A 683-nucleotide genomic window follows, 5' to 3' on the forward strand; every position below is an offset into this window, starting at 1 on the left:
CCTGATGATCCAGAGCCTGCGCGACCCCTCCACCCCGTACGCCGGGGCCCTCAAGATGCGGTCGGCGCTCGGTGAGCGGGCCAGGATGGTCACCGTCGGGCAGGGCGGGCACGGGATGTATCTGGGCAACGGCAACGCCTGCGGGGACCGGATGGTCAGCGACTTCCTGGTGACCGGGAAGCGGCCCGCCCGGGACACCCACTGCCCGAACCGACCGGGTATCACCGGCGAGGTGTCATAGCGGCTGATTCCGGGGCGTTCCTTGCTATACACGAGCGATGGAGCACCCCGGGACCCTCGTCCTGATCATGGCCCTGGCGGTACTCGCCCCGCTGCTCGGTTACGCGACCGGGCGGTGGCTCTCCGTCCCCGTCGTCATCTTCGAGATCGTGCTCGGCATCCTGGTGGGGCCCGATGTGCTCGGCTGGGCCCACCACGACCAGGTCATCGACACCCTGTCCGACCTGGGCCTTTCGATGCTGATCTTCCTGGCGGGGTACGAGATCCGGTTCGCCGAGGTCCGTGGCTCCACCCTGCGCCGGGCCGGCGGCGCCTGGATCCTCTCGTTCGCCGCCGGGCTCGGTGTCGCCCTGCTGCTCAGCGGCGCGGACGTGGCGAAGAGCCTGGTGATCGGCACCGCGCTCACCAGTACGGCGCTGGGCGCGGTGCTGCCGATCCTGCGG

Annotated in this window: 2 protein-coding genes; both read left to right on the top strand. The window is 70.3% G+C overall.

Translation table 11 applies throughout. The features are described from left to right. A partial coding sequence (locus G3I71_RS45325; RefSeq protein ID WP_164324755.1) for an alpha/beta hydrolase occupies positions 1–241 on the top strand: 241 nt, incomplete at its 5' end. A gap of 37 nt (positions 242–278) precedes the next feature. Continuing rightward, a partial coding sequence (locus G3I71_RS45330; protein ID WP_203733027.1) for a cation:proton antiporter occupies positions 279–683 on the top strand: 405 nt, incomplete at its 3' end.

It is taken from the genome of Streptomyces sp. SID12501 (assembly GCF_010550245.1).
Classification (GTDB): domain Bacteria; phylum Actinomycetota; class Actinomycetes; order Streptomycetales; family Streptomycetaceae; genus Streptomyces.